Source organism: Sanguibacter keddieii DSM 10542 (genome assembly GCF_000024925.1).
Taxonomy (GTDB): Bacteria; Actinomycetota; Actinomycetes; order Actinomycetales; family Cellulomonadaceae; genus Sanguibacter; species Sanguibacter keddieii.
This window is the reverse complement of the sequence record NC_013521.1, coordinates 2,984,776-2,999,882: the sequence shown is the minus strand read 5'-3', so window position 1 is coordinate 2,999,882 and position 15,107 is coordinate 2,984,776. Positions and strand designations below refer to the sequence as shown.

The 15,107-nt window shown below is 71.0% G+C and carries 15 protein-coding genes; 8 read left to right on the top strand and 7 right to left on the bottom strand.

Going from position 1 to position 15,107, the window contains the following annotated elements:
* Positions 1–112 precede the first annotated feature (112 nt).
* A complete protein-coding gene (locus tag SKED_RS13190) occupies positions 113–685 on the bottom strand; it encodes a DUF1697 domain-containing protein (RefSeq protein WP_012867661.1) in 573 nt (190 codons plus the stop codon).
* Positions 686–829: 144 nt separating this feature from the next.
* On the opposite strand from SKED_RS13190, the gene SKED_RS13185 reads away from it, so the two are divergent.
* Both SKED_RS13185 and phoH2 read left to right on the top strand, forming a co-directional pair.
* The gene (locus tag SKED_RS13185; protein WP_012867660.1) at positions 830–2,434 is read left to right on the top strand and encodes an MDR family MFS transporter; all 1,605 of its coding nucleotides are present in this window, start codon (positions 830–832) and stop codon (positions 2,432–2,434) included.
* A 310-nt stretch (positions 2,435–2,744) separates the two neighbouring features.
* Positions 2,745–4,106 carry an RNA 5'-3' helicase PhoH2 gene (phoH2, locus tag SKED_RS13180; protein WP_042439253.1) on the top strand — a complete coding sequence of 454 codons (1,362 nt, stop codon included), beginning with the start codon at positions 2,745–2,747 and terminating at the stop codon, positions 4,104–4,106.
* 2 nt (positions 4,107–4,108) lie between these two features.
* Here the strand turns inward: phoH2 and SKED_RS19090 are convergent, their stop codons facing one another.
* Positions 4,109–4,786 carry a M15 family metallopeptidase gene (locus SKED_RS19090; RefSeq protein WP_217167879.1) on the bottom strand — a complete coding sequence of 226 codons (678 nt, stop codon included), beginning with the start codon at positions 4,784–4,786 and terminating at the stop codon, positions 4,109–4,111.
* A gap of 87 nt (positions 4,787–4,873) precedes the next feature.
* Between SKED_RS19090 and SKED_RS13170 the strand changes: the two genes are divergently transcribed.
* The 4 genes from SKED_RS13170 to SKED_RS13155 all read left to right on the top strand — a co-directional run bounded on the left by SKED_RS13170 (position 4,874) and on the right by SKED_RS13155 (position 9,518).
* Positions 4,874–5,557: a response regulator transcription factor gene (locus SKED_RS13170; RefSeq protein WP_012867657.1), complete on the top strand. Its 684-nt coding sequence runs from the start codon at positions 4,874–4,876 to the stop codon at positions 5,555–5,557.
* A complete protein-coding gene (locus SKED_RS13165; RefSeq protein ID WP_012867656.1) occupies positions 5,550–6,656 on the top strand; it encodes a sensor histidine kinase in 1,107 nt (368 codons plus the stop codon). Before SKED_RS13170 ends, SKED_RS13165 begins: the two co-directional genes overlap by 8 nt.
* A gap of 12 nt (positions 6,657–6,668) precedes the next feature.
* Positions 6,669–7,748, top strand: coding sequence for an endonuclease/exonuclease/phosphatase family protein (locus tag SKED_RS13160; protein WP_143755739.1), 1,080 nt, complete (start codon positions 6,669–6,671; stop codon positions 7,746–7,748).
* Positions 7,749–7,817: 69 nt separating this feature from the next.
* Positions 7,818–9,518, top strand: a complete 1,701-nt coding sequence (locus SKED_RS13155) for an endo-1,4-beta-xylanase (protein ID WP_012867654.1) — start codon at positions 7,818–7,820, stop codon at positions 9,516–9,518.
* Between the two features lie 37 nt (positions 9,519–9,555).
* Here SKED_RS13155 and SKED_RS13150 read toward each other — a convergent pair whose 3' ends face one another.
* Positions 9,556–10,083 (bottom strand): CGNR zinc finger domain-containing protein, encoded by a 528-nt coding sequence (locus SKED_RS13150; RefSeq protein ID WP_012867653.1) that lies wholly within the window; start codon positions 10,081–10,083, stop codon positions 9,556–9,558.
* 93 nt (positions 10,084–10,176) lie between these two features.
* Here SKED_RS13150 and SKED_RS13145 point away from each other — a divergent pair, with 93 nt between their 5' ends.
* On the top strand, positions 10,177–11,049 hold the full coding sequence (locus tag SKED_RS13145) for an alpha/beta fold hydrolase (protein ID WP_012867652.1): 873 nt from the start codon (positions 10,177–10,179) through the stop codon (positions 11,047–11,049).
* Here the strand turns inward: SKED_RS13145 and SKED_RS13140 are convergent.
* Together SKED_RS13140 and SKED_RS13135 are read right to left on the bottom strand one after the other, a co-directional pair.
* Positions 11,036–12,019, bottom strand: coding sequence for a zinc-binding alcohol dehydrogenase family protein (locus SKED_RS13140; protein WP_012867651.1), 984 nt, complete (start codon positions 12,017–12,019; stop codon positions 11,036–11,038). The two genes, SKED_RS13145 and SKED_RS13140, sit on opposite strands and share 14 nt — an antisense overlap.
* A complete protein-coding gene (locus SKED_RS13135; RefSeq protein WP_012867650.1) occupies positions 12,016–12,447 on the bottom strand; it encodes a MarR family winged helix-turn-helix transcriptional regulator in 432 nt (143 codons plus the stop codon). Before SKED_RS13135 ends, SKED_RS13140 begins: the two co-directional genes overlap by 4 nt.
* Positions 12,448–12,567: 120 nt before the next feature.
* Between SKED_RS13135 and SKED_RS13130 the strand changes: the two genes are divergently transcribed.
* A complete protein-coding gene (locus SKED_RS13130; RefSeq protein ID WP_012867649.1) occupies positions 12,568–12,990 on the top strand; it encodes an ester cyclase in 423 nt (140 codons plus the stop codon).
* Between the two features lie 138 nt (positions 12,991–13,128).
* On the opposite strand, the gene SKED_RS20035 is transcribed toward SKED_RS13130, so the two are convergent.
* Together SKED_RS20035 and SKED_RS13120 are read right to left on the bottom strand one after the other, a co-directional pair.
* The gene (locus SKED_RS20035) at positions 13,129–14,019 is read right to left on the bottom strand and encodes a siderophore-interacting protein (RefSeq protein WP_012867648.1); all 891 of its coding nucleotides are present in this window, start codon (positions 14,017–14,019) and stop codon (positions 13,129–13,131) included.
* The gene (locus SKED_RS13120; protein WP_012867647.1) at positions 14,016–15,059 is read right to left on the bottom strand and encodes an ABC transporter substrate-binding protein; all 1,044 of its coding nucleotides are present in this window, start codon (positions 15,057–15,059) and stop codon (positions 14,016–14,018) included. The genes SKED_RS20035 and SKED_RS13120 overlap by 4 nt, the downstream gene beginning before the upstream one ends.
* Between the last annotated feature and the right edge of the window lie 48 nt (positions 15,060–15,107).

Below are 15,107 nucleotides of genomic sequence, written 5' to 3'. Positions count from 1 at the left end.
GACGACCCTACGGCGCGGTGCTACCCGTCAGCGACGGCCGACCGGCCGAACTCTTGCGCGGGAGGGGAGCCGTCTCTCGGCCCTTCGGCTGAGGGGGCGTGATCGCCCGCGATCAGCCGGCGGCGGTGAGGTCGCGCAGACGCAGGACGGTCGTCCAGTTCCGGGCGGTCCCGTCGACGCCGAGCGTGCGGCGCAGCAGCGCGGGGCTGAGCTTCGTGGTGCCGGCTCCGTCCGGGTAGACGGTGTACGACGTCCCCTCGTGCCACGCCATGCGCTCGGGGTGGGGGCTCATGTCGAGCGATGCGATGGCGTCGGCGGTCGGCGGGGTGGCGTAGAAGGTCACGAGGAGCTTCGACGGCGCGCTCTCGGCCTCGGCCGGGAAGGGGAGGTGGGCGACCACGGAGTCGAGGGTCTCGGGCGAGACCACGACCACGTCGACGTCGAGGCCCAGCCGGTCCAGCAGCCCGCCGTGGACGAGCGCGGCGACCTCTGCCTCCGTGCGGCACGAGGCAGCCGGAGTGCCGGGCGCCGGGGCCGAGACCACGAGATTCCCGCTCGCGAGGATGGTCGTGACGCGCGTCCAGCCGGCGGTCTCGCCGATCGCGCGCAGGTCGGCAGACGGCACCTTGCGGTGCCCGCCGACGTTGACGCCGCGCAGCAGCACGACAGCAGTGGTGAGGGTCACGAGCCGAGACTACCGCTGGTGGTCGGCGGTGCTCAGGAGCAGACTGGCCGGGCGGTCACGGACCGCCCCGGCGAGACCGGGCGCGCAGCCGGCACCCGGCCAGCGCCCCGCGCCCTCGCCCGCACCGTCTCGAGAGGACCCACCATGGCCGCACCCACCTCCGCCGGGGCTTCCCCACAGGTCGACCTCGGAGGTCGCAGCCCCTGGAGCGTGCTCCCGCCCCTTCTGCTCGGGTTCTTCATGATCATGGTCGACACCACCATCGTGAACATCGCGGTGCCGACCCTCGTCGAGACCTTCGACGTCGGGCTGTCGGCCGTCGGCTGGGTGACGAGCGCCTACCTGCTCAGCTACGCCGTGCTGCTGCTGGTCACCGGACGGCTCGGGGACAGGTTCGGACCCAAGAACATCTTCGTGGCAGGGCTCGTGGTCTTCACGCTTGCCTCGCTGTGGTGCGGGCTCTCGGGCAGCATCGGCATGCTCATCACGGCCCGTGCCGTGCAGGGCGTCGGTGCCGCGCTCATGACGCCGCAGACCATGGCGATCATCACCCGCGTGTTCCCGCCGCAGAAGCGCGGCGCGGCGATGGGCGTATGGGGGTCGGTCGCAGGGATCGCGACGATCACCGGCCCGGTGCTCGGCGGGCTGTTCGTCGAGACGCTCGGGTGGGAGTGGATCTTCTTCGTCAACGTGCCGGTGGGCGTCGTGGCACTGTTCCTCTCGTTCCGGTCGCTGCCCGCCCTCGCGACGAACAAGAAGTCCTTCGACGTCCTCGGCGTGGTGCTGTCCGTGGTGGGCCTCGGGGCGCTGGTGTTCGGTGTCCAGGAGGGGGAGACCTTCGACTGGGGTCAGGTGTGGGGACCGGTGTCGATCCCGCTGATCATCGGGTTCGGGGCGGTGGTGATCGCCGCGTTCCTGCTGTGGCAGCGACGCCTGGGTCAGGACGCGCTGCTGCCGCTGAGCCTGTTCAGGTTCCGCAACTTCTCGCTCGCGAACGTCTCCGGCATGGCCGTGTCCTTCGCGATGATCGGCATCTTCTTCCCGCTCACGCTGTTCCTGCAGACGACGCTGGGCCTCTCGCCGCTGCACGCCGCGCTCGTGAGCCTGCCGAGCTCGGTGGTCTCCGGGGTGGTCGCGCCCTTCGCCGGCAGGCTCTCCGACCGGGTCCCGGCCAAGTGGGTCATGGTGACCGGCTTCGCGTCCCTCGCCGTCGCCACGGTGTGGCTGGACCTCGTCATCGCACCTGGGATCTCGCCGTGGACGATCGTCGTCCCGATGCTGTTCTTCGGCCTGGGGACGGGATGCGTGTTCTCCCCGATGGCGAGCCTGGCGACGGCGGGTCTCGACCAGTCGACGGCCGGTGCGGGTGCCGGCGCGTTCAACACCACGCGTCAGGTCGGCGGCGTGATCGGCTCCGCCGCGATCATCGCGATGCTCCAGACCCGCCTCGCCGTCACGCTCCCCGCCGCGGCGCAGGAGGCGGCCCAGACGCTCCCCGAGCAGTACCGGCAGTCCTTCGTGGATGGTCTGGCGTCGGCGGGCGGTTCCTTCAGCGGGGGCGGCGGCTCGGTGCCGGTCCCGGACGGTGTGCCGCCCGAGGTGGCCGACGCGATCGCCTCGGCGGGCAGCGCGGCCTTCGGAACAGGCTTCGCACAGGCTGCCGGCGACACGATGCTGCTGGTCGCAGCGGTGCTCGTCGTCGGGCTGGTCGCAGGTGTCGCGATGCGGCGCGAGTCGGGCCACGTCTGAGCCACGACAAGCCCGCGCGACGGCCCCGTGTGAACACTGGGTGACATCTTCGCCGAAACACCTCCGAGGGGGTGTGCTCCGAATCACACCGGCGTAGTTTGCTGGTGACGGACGACACCCGTCGTCCTCCGGGAGGCCAGCCCATGGAGCACCAGCTCCGAGCAGGAAGGCCGTCCGCGGCCACGCTGCTGCGTGGACCGGCGGACCGCCAGACCCACTCGCCCGGCGGTGACGCGCCCAGCGCGCGCCGCACGGACGGCAGGCGCACGACGTGCGCCGGAGGGAGCTCGCTGTGGTTGCTGAGAACACCGTGGTAGCTGAGAAGTCCGAGGCGGCAGAGGGGGCCGTGGTCGCCGACGGCGTCCGCAAGACCTTCGTGCTCGACACGTCCGTCCTGCTCTCCGACCCCAAGGCCCTGGTCCGGTTCGCCGAGCACGACGTCGTCCTGCCGATCGTGGTCATTACCGAGCTCGAGGCCAAGCGCCACCACCCAGAGCTCGGGTACTTCGCCCGCAGCGCCCTGCGGATGCTCGACGACCTCCGGGTGAAGAACGGCGGGCTCGACCACCCGATCCCGGTCGGCGACGGCGGCTCCCTGCGCGTCGAGCTCAACCACACCGACCCGTCGGCGCTGCCTGACGGGTTCCGCCTGGGGGACAACGACACCCGCATCCTCGCGGTCGCCGCCAACCTCGCGGCCGAGGGCGCCGCGGTCACCGTGGTGTCGAAAGACCTCCCGATGCGCGTCAAGGCCTCGGCTGTCGGGTTGAGCGCCGACGAGTACCGCGCCGAGCTCGCGGTCGACTCCGGGTGGACCGGCATGGGGGAGCTCGACCTCGCCGAGGACCAGATGGCTGCGCTGTGGGAGCACGAGTCGATGGAGCTCGCCGCGGTCGACGCCGCGTCGGCAGCCGCCGCAGAGCCGCTGCTCTGCCACAAGGGCCTCGTGCTGCACTCGACCCGCGGGTCGGCGCTGGCCCGCGTCACGCCCGACAAGCACCTCCAGCTGATCCGCGGCGACCGCGAGGTCTTCGGGGTCCGGGGTCGCTCGGCCGAGCAGCGCATCGCGATCGACCTGCTGCTCGACGACTCGGTGGGCATCGTCTCCCTCGGCGGCCGCGCCGGGACCGGCAAGTCCGCCCTCGCCCTCTGCGCAGGACTCGAAGCGGTCCTCGAGCGGCGGCAGCACCGCAAGATCATGGTGTTCCGCCCGCTCTACGCGGTCGGCGGGCAGGAGCTCGGCTACCTGCCGGGGTCCGAGGCGGAGAAGATGAGCCCCTGGGCCCAGGCCGTGTTCGACACCCTCGGGGCGCTGGTCAGCAAAGAGGTGATCGACGAGGTGATCGACCGCGAGATCCTCGAGGTGCTGCCGCTGACCCACATCCGCGGGCGGTCACTTCACGACGCCTTCGTGATCGTCGACGAGGCGCAGTCTCTCGAGCGCAACGTGCTGCTCACGGTGCTCTCCCGCATCGGCCAGTCCTCGCGGGTGGTGCTCACCCACGACGTGGCGCAGCGCGACAACCTGCTCGTCGGGCGCCACGACGGTGTCGCCGCGGTGATCGAGGCGCTCAAGGGCCACCCGCTCTTCGCGCACGTGACGTTGACGCGGTCCGAGCGGTCTGCGGTGGCGGCGCTGGTCACGGACATGATGGAGCGCATCGAGGTGTGACGTCACCCACCGAGGTGGGAGGCGTCGGGGAGCATCTCGGGGCACGTGCCTCCCGGGGTCGTCGCGAGCTCGAAGTGCCAGATCTCGTTGGCGTAGGTCTGGCACAACCCGTACGTGGGTCCGTGCTCGATGAGCCAGTACATCGCGTCCAGGGGACCGACGTCGACGGCGGTGCCGGTGACGTGGGTGGACGTCTCCGGGGTGGCGACGAACTGGCGGGCGACCTCCTCGCTGCCGTAGGTGGCCAGTCCCTCGTCGTACAGCTGTCCCTGGTAGCGGGCGCTGCGCCAGCCGGTGGTGACGTAGAGGGGCTGGTCGTCGAGGGCCGCGTCAGCGGTCGCGGCCTCGACGGCGGCGCGTAGGGCCGGGTCGAGCCGCGTCACGGCAGGCAGGTCTGCTCCCGCGGTGATGTCGGTCTGGGCGGGGATGAGGCCGTCGTCCGCGGTGAGCGGTCCGGTCTGGGGCGGCTCGTCAGACGTGAGGTCGGAGCTGACGGTGACGGACGACGCCGACGCCGTCGCTGTCTCGTCGGGGCTCCGGAGCCAGCTCGTCACGCTGAGCAGGATCAAGCCCACCAGGGACGCTGCCAGCACGGTCCCGAGGAGGATCGCCAGCAGCATGAGGATCCCGGACCGGACGGGTCGGGTCGGACGGGGCGCGGTGCGGTTCGTGGTCTGCATGCTGACCATGCGACCGCAGCAGACGTTGCCAGGACGTATGGCCGGGAGCATACGCTCCCGACATGTCGTCCGGCCTAGGGTGAGCGGATGCGAGTACTGATCGTCGAAGACGAGGCCTTCATGGCCGAGGCCGTCCGTGACGGGTTGCGGCTCGAGGCGATCGCGGCCGACATCGCCGGGGACGGCGACACCGCCCTGGAGATGCTCGCGGTGAACGAGTACGACGTGCTCGTCCTCGACCGTGACGTCCCGGGCCCGGACGGTGACGAGATCGCGAGGATCGTCTCCCAGGAGCCCGGAGGGCCGCGGATCATCATGGTCACCGCCGCGAGCCGGCTCGACGACAAGCAGGCCGGGTTCCAGAGCGGTGCGGACGACTACCTCACCAAGCCCTTCGCGATGCGCGAGCTCGTCTTGCGGCTGCGGGCGCTCGAGCGCAGGAGAGACGTCGGCCGGCCCCCGGTCGTGAGCTCGGCCGGTCTTCGCCTCGACCCGTTCCGGCGAGAGGTGTACAGGGACGGCCGGTATGTCGCCCTGACCCGCAAGCAGTTCGCGGTGCTGCAGGTGCTGCTCAACGCCCAGGGGGGTGTCGTGAGCGCCGAGCAGCTGCTCGAGCGTGCCTGGGACGAGAACGCCGACCAGTTCACGAACGCCGTCCGCATCACCATCTCCGCGTTGCGCAAGCGCCTCGGTGAGCCGTCGCTCATCCGCACGGTCATGGGCGTGGGCTACCAGATCGACGACGCTGCGAGCGTCGACAGCGATGCCTAGGACACGGCCGGCCCCCTCGCGCCCGCACGGGCTGTCGCTGAGGTGGCAGCTGACCCTGAGCTACGCCGCCTTCGTCGTCGTGGTCGGCGTCGTGCTGATCGCCGTCGGTGTCCTGCTGCTGCGGTTCGTGCCGGACGGCAACCTCCTGGAGTACGGCGGTGGGTTCGCACCGTCCCGTTCCGACCTCATGCCGGTGTTCGTCAAGTACGCCTCTGCCGGGCTGGTCTTCCTCGCCACGCTCGGCCTCGGTGGCGGATGGTTGCTCGCCGGGCGTCTGCTGCGACGCCTGCGCCTCATCACCGGCACGGCCGAGCAGGTCAGAGCCGGTGACTTGGACCACCGGATCGACATGGTGGGTCGGTCCGACGAGCTGTCCGGGCTCGCCGACACCTTCGACGACATGCTGGACCGCGTCCAGGCCTCCGTCGACGAGCACCGGCGGTTCGCGGCGAACGCCTCCCACGAGCTCCGGACACCGCACGCGGTGATCCGCACGATGCTCGAGGTCGCCCGCGCGGACCCCGACCGTGACGTGGAGCAGCTGCTCGAACGTCTGGAGATCGTGAACGAACGCTCCATCGCGCTCACCGAGGCCCTGCTCGCCCTCGCCCGTGCGGACCACGCTGCCGAAGACCGTGAGGCGGTCGACCTGGCGGCGCTGGCCGAGGCGGCGGCCGACGACCTGGGTGCCGCTGCTGCCAGCCGTGACGTCGTCATCACCTGCGACCTCGTGACGGCAGCGACCACCGGTCACCCCGGGCTGCTCGCACTGCTCCTGACCAACCTCGTGCAGAACGCCGTGGTGCACAACCACCCCGGCGGTCAGGTGCAGATCGCCACGTGGACGGACGAGCGCGGCGACGCCCTCGTCGAGGTCACCAACACCGGCCCGGTCGTCAGCGACGAGGTCGCGGCCACGCTCACGGAACCCTTCGTCCGCGCAGCGGGCAGGACACGCCCGCGCGACCCGTCCCACGTCGGCGTGGGGCTCGGCCTGTCGATCGTCGCCTCCGTCGCGCGCGCTCACTCCGGGAGCATCACCGTGGTACCGCGTGCTGGTGGCGGCCTCACGGTGCGGGCGCAGATCCCTGCGTCGTAGAGAGAGGTCACAGTGACAGGACAGGACGACGGGGTGCGCTCGCAGTCTGCTCTGGGACGGTCGACGGCCTCGGTGCCGAGCGGCAGGGTGGAGCGGACCAGGGCTCTCGGATGGATCGCCGTCGTGGTCGTCGCGATGGCAGCGGTCTTGTCGCTCGCTACCGGGGTGCTCGGCTGGTCCGGCGAGAAGGGGATCGCGCAGGTCGTCGCGCTGCGCACCTGGCTCCTGTGGGGCTTCGCCAGCATGGCTGTCGTGGCGCTGCTCACCGCGCTCGTGATCGGCTCTCGCGGACGGCGCCCAGCCCGCACGATCTCCGTCGCCCTCGTGTGCGCGCTCGCGGCAGGCTCGCACCTGCTCGTGCTCGACTCCCGTGGTCTGGATGCGGGCCTCCCCCTGGACGCCGCTGACGAGCGCGACGGCGACATCACCGTGCTCACGGCCAACGTCCGGGGCGAACGCGCGGGGGAGGAGACCGTCTCGGCCATCGTCGATCTCATCATCAGCAGCGGAGCCGACGTCGTCGCGCTCCCCGAGGGGCAACCCGTCGTCGACGAGGTGGTCGCGCAGCTCATCGGCCACGGCGAGTCCTTCCAGTCCTTCCCTGCTTTCGGCGCCGGACCCAACCGGGGCACCGCCCTGCTGGTCGCAGAGTCGCTGGGCACCTATCGCGAGGTCGACGGGCCTGTCGGAGGAGTCCGGGTCGTGCCGGTCGACGGCGACGGCCCGCCGATCGCCGCAGTGCACCCGACCTCGTTGCCCCCGGACCCGACCGCCGACCTGGGGGCGTGGCGCAGCGAAGGCTCTCAGCTGCGCGCGCTCTTCCGGACCATGACGGGCGGCATCGTGGCCGGTGACATGAACGCCACGCTCGACCACCAGCAGCTGCGCGAGACCGGCACCTACGTCGACGCCGGCTCGGCTGCCGGGATCGGCGGGTACGGCACGTTCCCGAGCTCTCTGCCCGGCGTGCTCGGGACGGCCATCGACCACGTGCTCGTCGACCGGGGGCGGTTCACCGTCCGCGCGGGTGCGGTCGTCGACGTCCCCGGCACCGACCACCGCGCCGTCGTCGTCCGGGTCGCGCAGAGGTGAGTCAGCAGAGGACGGGCCTTGCTACCTTCGTCTCATGGTCCACCTCATGACGTCCGACGACGGTCGCTCATGGCGGCCCTGACCGCGCGGCGCCGCGTGGCGAGCACTGCGGTCGTCGGTCTTCTCTGTGCCCTGGTGGGCTGCAGCCCGTCGGGCTCGCCGTCCGACGAGGGCACCGTCGTCGACCTGCTGCAGCAGGACTGGGAGCACGTGCTCGGGGTCGTCGCGGACGGCACAGGTCTGCGGGTGACGGCGACCGGGCGGAGCATCGTCGAGCAGGACGGCGGGGGAGGCCAGCCAGACCCGCCGGTCAACCTCGCGGGGACGCACCTGGTCGCTCCGGAGGACTTCACGCTCCGCGCCTCGTTCACGGACGTGACAGCCGACGCCACCCTGGTCGTCTACGACAGCCCGCCGGTGATCGCGGACGAGTTCCGGATCGAGCCCGCGGCTCTCCACCTCACGCTCCGTGGCGACGACCTCCGGATCGCCGTCTTCGACGGCTCGCACCCGCAGGACGTGACCGACCCGCAGCCGGCCCACGACGAGCACGTCACGGTCCTCGACACCTCGGCGCCGCTCTCCGTGCACCGTTCCGGCGACCTGCTCGAGATCGCGAGCGACGGCGAGACGGTGTCGTCGCTGCCCCTCGGCGACGTCTTCGACTCCGGTGAGCTCTGGCTGGGGTTGTCGAGCGAGGAGGGGGCCTTCACGGTCCGCTCGCTCGTGGCCTCTGCGCCGAGCGGTGCGTCCCTGGCCACCGCGGGTCCCGTCGCGGACGACGCGGAACCGTCTCCGGACGGTCTGCAGGCTCTGGCCGCCGGCTCCCGCCCGGACTTCCTCGTCGGCGCTGCGGTAGCCCTCGGCCCGTTCGTCTCGGACGCGGAGTACGCGAGCGCCGTCGTGGGCGACTTCGGGGCACTCACCCCGGAGAACGCGATGAAGCCGCAGGCGCTCTCCCCGCGGCAGGGCGAGTACACCTTCGAGGAGGCTGACGCCCTCCTCGACCTCGCGGAGAGCGCGGGGATCGCCGTGCACGGCCACACCATCGCCTTCACCGAGGCGATGCCGCGGTGGATGCGTGAGCTTCCCACCGGCACCGAGCAGGAGCGCCAGGAGAGCGCCGACGCCCTGCTCGACTACGTGACCACCGTCGTCATGCACTTCCGGGGCCGGCTCGACTCGCTCGACGTCGTCAACGAACCGTTCGACCTCGACCAGGGGACCAGCCTGCAGGAGAACGTCTGGTTCCGTGTCTTCGGGCCGACCTACCCGGCGGTCGTCTCGCAGGCGGTGCACGCCGCAGACCCGGACGTCAGGCAGTTCATCAACGAGAACGGCGCCGACGTGCCGGGTCCCCGACAGGACGCCCTGCTCCAGCTCGCCCTCGACACGAACGCGCAGGGTGGGCACATCGACGGCGTGGGCCTCCAGGCTCACGTCTACGAGCTCGACACCGACGCCCTCTCGGCCGGCGATCTCGCGACGACCTTCGCCAGCGTCGAGGACGCCGGGCTGCTCGTCAGGATCTCCGAGAACGACGTCACGGACAGCGAGGGCCAGGCCGTCCAGGCGGAGCAGTACGCCACGGTGCTCGCCGCCTGCCTCCGCTCGGACACCTGCGTCTCCTACACGACGTGGGGAGTGGACGACACGTACGACTGGTGGGTCGACGACGACGGGGCCCTCCAGCAGGGCCACGACCTCCTGCTCGACGACGGAGAACCGACGCCTGCGTCCGACGCGCTGAGAGAGGTCCTCGCGGGCTGACCCCTCGAGCACCTGCGTCCGTGGGTCTCGGTCAGACCTAGGGCGCCGGCGGGACGGCGGTGGCCTCGCGCTTCCGGTCGTAGTGGCGACGCGCCTTCATGCGGTTCCCGCAGACGGCCATCGAGCACCACTGCGCACGGTTGCCGTGGCTGCGGTCGACGAGGAACAGGCGGCAGTCGGGGTTGCCGCACGAGCGGAGCCTGCCCGGTCGGGTCTGCTCGAGCTCGCTCCAGGCGATGACGGCGCGGGCGGCGAGGAGGCTGTCGTCGGGCGCCTGCAGCTGCCACTGCAGGGTGACCGAGGTGATCGTCGGGACCTGGCTGACGTCTCGGAGGAACGGGGCGAGCGACTGAGGTCCGGCGTCTCCGCGGACGACTCCCTGGAGCGCCTCGCGGACCTCGCGGACCAGCCCCACCTCGCGGAGCGTCCCGGTGCCACCGTGCTCCAGGGTCCAGGTGGCGGCGCCCGCGTCGTCGCCCAGGGCGTCGACGATCTCGTCGCCCTCTCGGGGGGTCGAGTTGAGCAGGGCGAGGAGCAGGAGCTCGTTCGGGGAGACGTCAACCATACCCCCAGTCTAACCCCAAGGGTCCCGATTGACAGGTTAGAGAGCGCGCCCTAGGTTGTGTCTAACCACATACGGCAGATGAAGGAGTTAGACATGGTCCAGGTCCACCACCGTCAGCGCACCGTCGACGGGCACCAGATCTTCTACCGTGAGGCGGGCGACCCGGCCGCCCCCACCCTCGTGCTCCTGCACGGGTACCCGACGAGCTCGTCCATGTTCCGTCACCTGATCCCGCTGCTCGCCGACCGCTTCCACGTCGTCGCCCCCGACCACCTCGGCTTCGGGCTCTCTGACGCACCGAGCACGAGCGAGGTCGACTACAGCTTCGACCTGCTGGCCGACATCACCGAGGGACTGCTCGCCGACCTCGGGGTGGATCGTTACGCGATCTACGTCCAGGACTACGGTGCACCCGTCGGCTGGCGGCTCGCCCTGCGGCGGCCTGAGGCGATCACGGCGATCATCACCCAGAGCGGCAACGCCTACGACGAAGGCTTTGTCGAGGACTTCTGGGAGCCGGTGATCGCGTACCAGCGCTCGCAGGACGCCACGACCGAGGCGGCGATCCGCGGGGCCCTGAGCCTCGACGCGATCCGCTGGCAGTACGTGCACGGGGTCGCCGACACCACGCTCGTCGACCCCGAGGCATGGGTCCACGACCACGCCCTGGTCTCGCGCCCCGGCAACGACCTCGTCCAGCTGGCGCTCTTCCGCGACTACGCCACCAACGTCGCCCTGTACCCCCAGGTCCACGAGTACTTCCGGACCAGCCAGGTGCCCCTGCTGGCCGTCTGGGGCGAGGGTGACGAGATCTTCGGCCCCGACGGTGCGCGGGCGTTCAGCCGAGACCTGCCTGACGCCGAGGTCCACCTCGTCCCGGGCGGGCACTTCCTGCTCGAGAGCGCCGTCCACGAGGTCGCCGACCTCATCCGTGACTTCCTCGGGTCGAGGGTCACCGTGTGGTGACCACGAGCTTGCCCGACCGTGCTCCGTCCTCCATGTCGTGGTGGGCCTGGACGATGTCGTCGAGCGCGTAGACCTTCGCGATCGGGACGGTCGCGGTGCCTGCGGCGACGTCGTCGAGGAACTCCTGGAGCACTCGGGCGGGGAGGTCGCTGGCTTCGCCGGAGTACGCGGTGAGCCGGACCCCGTTCGGGATCACGGCCATCGGGTAGAAGTCGGGGATGGTCCAGGCGTCTGCGAGCATCCCGCTGAAGGAGACGATGCCGTGCACGGCGGTCGCCCGCAAGGTGTCGGGCAGGGTGTCTGTCCCGATGAGCTCGACCGCCCCGTCGACGCCTCGTGGTGAGATCTCGCGGACCTGCCCGGCGATGGTCCCGGTGTCGATGACCACGTGGTCGGCGCCGATGCCTCGGAGCATGTCAGCGCGCCCGGGGTTGCGGGTGGTGGCGATCACGGACGCACCGATCCGCTTGGCCAGGACGATGCACGCGAGACCGACCGACGAGGTGCCGCCGCGCACCAGCACGGTGTCCCCGGGTCGGGTGTCCACCCCGACGGTGAGGGAGCCGTGGGCGGTCTGCAGCATCTCCGGGACGGCGCCGAGCACCGCCCAGTCGAGGGTGCTGGTGAACGGTACGACGCTGCTGGTCGGCACGAGGGTGTACTCGGCGTAGCCGCCGTCGAAGGTCCGCCCCATCCCGCCCATGAGGGCCGCGACCTGGGCCCCGGGCTCGTACTCACCGCCAGGTGCCGCCTCGACGGTACCCACGGCCTCGATGCCGGGCACGCGCGGGAAGCTGCCGAAGTGGCCGACCCCGCGGCGGAAGTGGAGCTCCGAGCGGTTGAGCCCGAACGCCTCCACCCGGATCAAGACCTGGCCCTCGCCCGGGACCGGTACGGGTACGTCTCGGAGACGCAGGACCTCAGGGCCGCCGGGGCCGTCGACGACGACCGCGCGCATCGTGCGGGTCATCGGCTCGACTCCAGCGCCGTCTGCATGCGTTCGATCGCGGCCACGCCAGCGGCGATCACCTCGGCGTCTGCGGCACTCAAGACGGAGTCGAGGGCCTCGGAGAAGCGCTCGCTCGCGATGGCCAGGGCTGACCGTCCGAGAGGAGACAGGGTGCTGCGGACGCTGCGCCGGTCGACCGGGTCGGGCGTGCGGTCGAGGAGCCCGTCGGCGTCGAGACGGTCCAGGAGCCTGCTCGACGCGGCGATCGAGGTGCCGACCCCGTCGGCGACGTCCTGCACCCGAGCGCCGGCCGGTGCCGCTGCGATGACACGCAGCACCTCCAGGCGCGCCAGGCTCAGCACCCCCTCGCCACGCATCCGCTTCTCCACCGTGTTCCACAGGTCGGTCTCGTGACGCACCAGCGCAGCGAAGTACTCGTGAGCGCTCATCCGCACACCTCCATGTCGACACCAGGGGGCCGTCCTCCGGTCCCCGCACCCTACATCGTGTCCTTGCTATGTAAAGTACATTGCGTGGAGAGTTCCCCACCCTTCGACGATCGGAGCACCATGACCACCGACCTGCGCGAGACGATGCAGCGATTCGTGGAGTTCATCAACAGCGGCGACCCCTCGATGGGCCGTGAGGTGATCTCTCCAGACGCAGCGTTCCTGACCCCGTTCTCACCCACGCCCCTCCGAGGTCTCGAGGGCTACCTCCAGATCCTCGAGGTCATGCGAGGTGCGTTCCCCGACGTCCAGTGGTCCCTCGAGCAGCTCGTCGTCGAAGGAGGCCAGGTGGCGGCTCGTTTCGAGCTCCGCGGCACGCACCGAGGTGAGTTCCTGGGTGTCGCGGCCACGGGCAAGCAGGTAGCCGTCGGGGCGAGCAACTTCTACCGGTTCTCGGACGGGCTGATCGTCGACGAGACCGGGCAGCCCGACCTGCTCAGCCTGCTCGGCCAGATCGGAGCGTTGCCGCCCGCGCTCGCGTGATCATCACTGGAGGTCCCCCACGGTCAGGTCAGACGGCGATCCCGGAGGACGGACCTGCACCACGCCGGTGAGCACGGCCACCGAGCCGGCGGTCTCGTGCAGGGGTGATGTCGGCGTCGCTCTGCGCCCCGAGGACCCTCAGAGCCCTGCGCGCTCGAGGATCTCGTCCCAGTAGATCTCGGCCTCGGCCTCTGTGCGGGCTCCGAGCGTGGCGCGCTCGTAGTCCGCCAGGAGAGCGTCTGACTGCTCGTGGTACCGGGTCAGCCAGCGTTCCTTGTCGTCTCTCCAGTACCCGACGAGCGCCAGACGGTGTGCGTCCATCTGCCGCTCGCCGCGGAAGTGCTTGCGCAGGCTCCGGCCGACGGACGCCTCGCCGGCGAACCACACGTAGCCGTCGCCGGGCGGCGGCCCGTAGGAGATCGCGGCCTCCGCCATGAGGGAGGCCGAGCGACCGTTGCCCGCGACGATCCAGTCGATCGTCACGGCAGGATCCTCGGCGTGCTCGAGGATGTCGTCGTGGTGCGCGACCTCGGCGACGGCGTGCACCCGGACGCCGGCGGGCCGCTGCTCGAGGATGCGGAGCAGCGCGGGGATCCCGGGGAGGTCGGCGACGAGTAGCATCCAGTCGGTCTCGGCCGGCGGGCTGTACCACGCGCGGGTGCCCCACACCCCGAGCACCTGCCCTGGCTGGGCCGACCGCGCCCAGGACGCCGCGAGCCCGTCACCGTGGTCGACGAAGTCGATCGTGACGAGGTCGCGGTCCCAGCGCCGGACCGTGTAGTTGCGCGACTCGCGCGCTGCTCCGGGCTCGTGGTGGGCGAGGACGCCGTCCTCCAGCGTCATCAGCGGCGGTGACGCCTCACCGTCCGCCGGGAAGTACAGGTGCACGATCTCGTCGGGGATGCCGCTGGAGGAGATCGATCCGGGCCCTTCGGTGCGGAGCTCCACCCGGATGAACGACGGCGTCAGGCGGAGCGTGTCGACGACGCGCGCGAGGACGTACCCGGGGCGGCCCGCGGGGGTCGTCACCCGGCCGCCTGCTGCTCGCCGGGCTCGACGAACATCGTCTCGATGTCGTCGAGGATCATGTTCAGGGCGATGGGGTCTGACGCGTTCCAGACGCTCGCGTCCACCCAGTGCACACGGTCCTCGCGGACTGCGGCGAGGGTGGGCCACAGCGGGGACGAGGTGATGGTGTCCTTCTCGGTCTCGGCGCCGTCGTCGGTGTACACGAAGAGGGTGTCCGCGGAGTCGAGGAGGTCGAGGTTCTCCGCGGAGAGGTCGATGCGGAACGCCGTGGGGTCCTGCTGGCCCTCGGGCTGGGACAGCCCTGCGCCTCGGAACGCGATGCTCTCACCCGTGCCGACCCGGATCGAGTAGGCTCCGTCGGCGCTCAGCCTGACCGCCGACACCGGGAGGACGTCCAGCCCTGCTGCGTCGACGCGCTCGGTGAGCGCGGCCATGCGCTCGTCGAGCGCGGCCATGAGCGCGTCACCCTCGTCGGTCTTGCCGAGTGCCGAGGCGACGGACGAGACACCGCTGGCGACGTCGTCGATCGACACCCCGTCGTCGTAGGCGAAGCCGTAGGTGGGGATCCCGGTCGCCGCGATGCGGTCGTAGGTCTCCTTGTTCCACGCCTCGTCGCCCTCGCCGTCGTAGCCCGCGACGACGACCACGAGGTCCGGGTCCTGAGCGAGGATCTTCTCCAGGTCGGGGGCGAACCCGCCGTCGGCGCCGGCGATGTTCTCGATCGCCGAGAGGTCGCCCAGGTGCGCTGGCGCGGCGAGCGGGTTGAACGACGCGGCGACGGGCTCGACGTCGAGAGAGAGCATGAGAGACAGCGAGATCGGGTCCGCCGCCACCACCCGGAGGGGTTCGGCGGGGATCTCGACATCTCCGAAGTAGTCCTCGACGGTGACCGTCTGCGCCGATGCACCCGCGCCACCTGCCGCAGACGTCGTGGCCTCGGTGGTCGTCGAGCACCCGGCCAGCGTGAGCGCTGCGACGGCGAAGCCGGCTGTGGCGCGGACGCGTGATCGACGGGTGAGGCGGGTCGGGGAGAGGGGCATGTCGATCCTCAGAGGGGGAGGTCAGCCTGCAGAGCGGGGCTGGAAAGA